The organism is Archangium sp., from assembly GCF_036389735.1.
Lineage (GTDB): Bacteria > Myxococcota > Myxococcia > Myxococcales > Myxococcaceae > Archangium.
Genome location: NZ_DASVWK010000488.1, coordinates 1 through 4,079, shown reverse-complemented (window position 1 = coordinate 4,079; position 4,079 = coordinate 1). Strand labels below are relative to the sequence as shown.

Annotated in this window: 2 protein-coding genes; both read right to left on the bottom strand. The window is 71.1% G+C overall.

Annotated elements, in window-relative coordinates:
- On the bottom strand, positions 1 to 2,765 hold a 2,765-nt coding region (locus VF794_RS17275), incomplete at its 3' end, for a glycosyltransferase family 2 protein (protein ID WP_331111765.1).
- Positions 2,766 to 2,824: 59 nt separating this feature from the next.
- The coding region (locus VF794_RS17270) for an ABC transporter ATP-binding protein (protein ID WP_331111763.1) at positions 2,825 to 4,079 on the bottom strand (1,255 nt) is incomplete at its 5' end.

Sequence of the window (4,079 nt, the reverse complement as noted above, 5' to 3'; positions counted from 1 at the left end):
CCGAAGGCGGGGATGAACCAGGTGGCCGTCTCCACGCGGCCCCGGGCTCGGAGCGCGGCGAGGGCCTCGGGAAGCCGGCGGAGGTTCTCCTGGCGCTGGGCCTCGGAGAAGTCCAGCTCGCCCAGGTGCTCCATGAGGTGGCGCTGCTCGCGGGCGAGCTTCTCCACGCGCACGTCGCGCGCGCTCGGCACGTCCCGTCCCAGCGTGCGCACGGCGAGCGCCTCACCGCTCTCCTCGTGGCGGCGCAGGTCGCAGTCCACGGACAGGAGCGAGAGGTTCGGGTTGTAGAACGGGTCTCCCCGCCTCAGCCACGGGCGGTAGGCCGCGTAGGACAGCCAGTAGTCCGCCTCGGGGATGGCGTCCGAGCGGCGGCTGGCCGACTCGTGGTGGATGACCCGGGCATGGGGCGTATACACCACGCGCAGGCCGCGCTCGTTGAGCCGCAGGCCCAACTCCACGTCGCTACCGCACACCTGGAAGCGCTCGTCGAAGCCCTTCAGGGACTCCCACACCTCCCGGCGCACCATCACGCACGCGCTGGTCACGGAGAGCCAGTTGCGCGTCCACTCGACGTGGCCGAAGGGCGTGGAGATGGGACCCTCGGGCAGGCGCCAGAAGGGGTGCCCGGCGAAGCCGGTGATGCCCACCACGACGCCTGCGTGCTGCACCGTGCCCTCGGGGAAGAGCAGCTTGGCGCCCACCGCACCCACCTCGGGCCGCTGCGCCTGACCCACCAGCTCGTCGAGCCAGCCGGGGTCCACCACTTCCATGTCGTTGTTGAGGAAGAGGAACAGCTCGCCCGTGGCCTGCTTCGCCGCCCAGTTGTTGATGGCCGGGTAGTTGAAGGGGAAGTCCCACGTGAGCTTCACCAGCCGGGGATCCGTCAGCTTGTCCAGCAGCGCGAACGTCTCCGGCCGCGTGCTGTTGTTGGAGACGAGCAGCACCTCGTAGTTCCGGTAGGTGGTGCGCGCCAGCAGGCTCTTCACCAGCGTGTCGAGCAGGTCCGGCCGGTCCTTGAACGGGACGATGATGGAGACCTTCGGCTCGCCCCGCACGGGGTAGCGCACGCGGTAGCTGCCCGGCGTGGGGCTGCTCACCTCGGCCTGCTCGCCACGGCGCGAGAGGTGCGCGGAGAGTGCGCGGCAACCGGCGCGCGTCGCGGATTCCGGCGTGGAGGATGCCGACCCGCTCCGGCGGTGGCACAGCAGCCGGGGCACGTGGCCGATCCGGTCGCTCACCTCGCTCAAGCGCAGGTGCAGCTCGAAGCCCTCCGCGCCCTCAAAGCCCTCGCGCGGCCCGCCGGCCTTCATCAGCGTGGCGCGACGCACCACCACGAAGGGGCCGAAGTAGTCCACCGAGCGCAGCAGATCCGGCGACCAGTCCGGCTTGAAGAACGGCGCGCTCCGGTGCCCCTGGGCGTCCAGCCGATCCTCGTCGGCGTAGACGATGTCGGGCCCCTGCTCCTTGTCCGCCGAGAGCGCCAGCACCACCTCGGCCAACGCGTGCGGGGCCAGCGTGTCCTCGGGCGAGAGGAAGCCGATGAAGTCTCCGCGCGCGGCCTCGATGCCGGCGCTCACCGCCCGGGCGGTGCCCTGCCGGGTGCGGAGGGAAAGGACGCGGATGCGCGGCGTGCGGTGCTCGGCCTCGGACAGCAGCCGGGCGACGTGGGACGCGGAGCTCGCGTCATTCACCAGCACCAACTCCCACCGCGGGTACACCTGGGCCTCCACCGACGCGAGGCACTCACGCAGGAAGGCCTCGGAGGTGTCGCGCACCGGCACCACCAGCGACACGAGCGGCGGACTCACCAGCGCGGCCGCCGCCGTCCGGGCCGCGTCGATCTCCGCCGGCTCCCGGCGCTCGCACCAGGCCTCGAAGTCCGCGAGCGCGGGTGGCTGGGGCGGCGGCGTGCGGACGCCGAGCGCGTTGGCCAGGGCGATGACGGCCTCGCTGTTGAAGCGGGCCTGTCGGCGCAGCACCTCACGCCACAGAGGCGAGGTGGCGCGCACTCCCAGTGGGAGCCCATCCCGGCGCAGGGGCTCACTCAGCGTATCGAGCCGGGCCACCCGGCGAGTCGCCTCGGCCTCATCGAGGGCGCCTGGCTGGGCCGCCGCCAGGAGGACGTCGAGCATGGCGGCGTTCCACTCGGCCTGCCCGCGCAGCACGGCCTCCAGCACCGGCTCGAGCGCGGTGAGGTAGGACTTTTTGGCAAAGCCCACCAGGGAGGCGAGCGAGCCCGTGCGGTGCGAGCGCGTCTGCTGCCAGCGCGTGGGCGACACGCCCTTCTCCAACTGGCTGCGGATCCACGTCTCCAGATCCTCGCGCAGTCCGAGGCTCCGGTGAACGGAGAGGAACTCCAGTACGCGCACGAGGCTGCGGTTGAAGGCCTCCTGGGGCCGCAGCGCCTCGACGTGGAAGGGCTTGAGTCCCTCCACGAAGGCGCGCTTGGTAGCCGTCACCAGTTGCCCGCCCTTGGAGCGGTGCGAGGGCGGGACGGAGAACTCGTAGGGGATGACGAGCTGGGCCGCGGTCTGGAGCGAGGACAGGGGGCTGCTGCCCGGGGGCACCGCCCGTTGGAGCTGCTCGGTGAGCAGGCGCAGCGTCCGCTCGAGTGCGGAGAGTTCCGCGCAGTCCTCTGGCAGACAGGGCCGACGCTCCTCCAGGAGGGTGCGCTGGGCGGCGATCATCTCCGCGAGTGCCGCCGCGTCCGGCGCGGCCGAGGGGTCGCGGGAGTCCTCGAGAAGCATGTGGAGTCTGGTGCTCACCTGGAACGACCTTCTGGGCTGGGGGCCTCCGGCCGGAGCGGCCCGAAGGCCGCGTCCGCTCAAGAGGCCGAGACGCGCGCGAGTTCCGGCTGGCGCTGCGCGGTGGGGGCTTCGTCCACCACCCACCGGTGTACCGGACGGAAGAGACCGTGGTCCTCGCGCTCGGAGACCACCGCGAAACGGCACTGGGCCTTCGGGCCCGCGAACGAGGCGCCGGGAACCCTGGCCTGGACGGACAGCACGTACTCCCCGCCGAGCAACCCGAGCCGCTCGATGAGGAAGCGCACCCGGCCCTCCTCGGGCAACCGCGCCGGCAAGGCCACCTCGTCGGCCCGGGTGCTCGTCACATAGAGGGGCTTCCCATCCGCCGCCTCGATGGACAGCTCGAACTCCGCGCCCTCGGTGCCCTCACGCGCCGTGTAGTCGATGACGACCTCCACCGACTGCTCCGGAGACAGGCTCCGCAGCTCCGAGCCCGCCCCATCGACGAGTTGGACGTGCGAGAGCACCATTGGCGCGGGAGCGGCGGACGGAGCGGGCACCTCGGGGACGTGCGCCGAGGGCACCTCGGGCAGGCGCCCCGCGTCTCCCTCCGCCAGCGCGGGCGGGGTGAAGCTGGTGGAGTTGGCCTCGGCGAGGGCGACGGCCTGGCGGTACTCCTGGGCGATCTCCGCAGGCGTGCCCACGCGGCGGATGCGCCCACCGTCAATCCACGCGGCCTGGTCGCACCACCGCTCGACGGTGCCCAGGTCGTGCGTCACCAGGACGATCGTCTTTCCCTGGCGTTTGAACTCCATCATCTTCGCCAGGCTCTTCTTGCTGAAGTGCTCGTCGCCCACGGCGAGGATCTCATCGATGATGAGGATGTCCGGGTCGACGTGCGTGGCCACCGCGAAGGCCAGCCGCATGTACATGCCGCTGGAGTAGGTGCGCACCGGCTCGTCGATGAACTCGCCCAGCTCGCTGAAGGCGATGATGTCGTCCATCTTCGCCCGCACCTCGGCGCGCGACATGCCGAGGATGATGCCGTTGATGAGGATGTTCTCCCGGCCGGAGAAGTCCGGGTGGAAGCCGGCGCCCAGATCCAGCAGCGCGGAGATGCGCCCATGGACGTCGATCTTCCCCGTGGTGGGCGCGTAGATGCCGGTGATGAGCTTGAGCAGGGTGCTCTTCCCCGAGCCGTTGCGCCCGAGGATGGCCATCGTCTTGCCCCGGGGGATGCGCAGGTTGATGCCGCGCAAGGCCTCGATGAAGAGCTTCTGCTTGGGCTGGCGCGCACCTAGCACCCAGCGCACCAGCTCCGACTTGAACGTC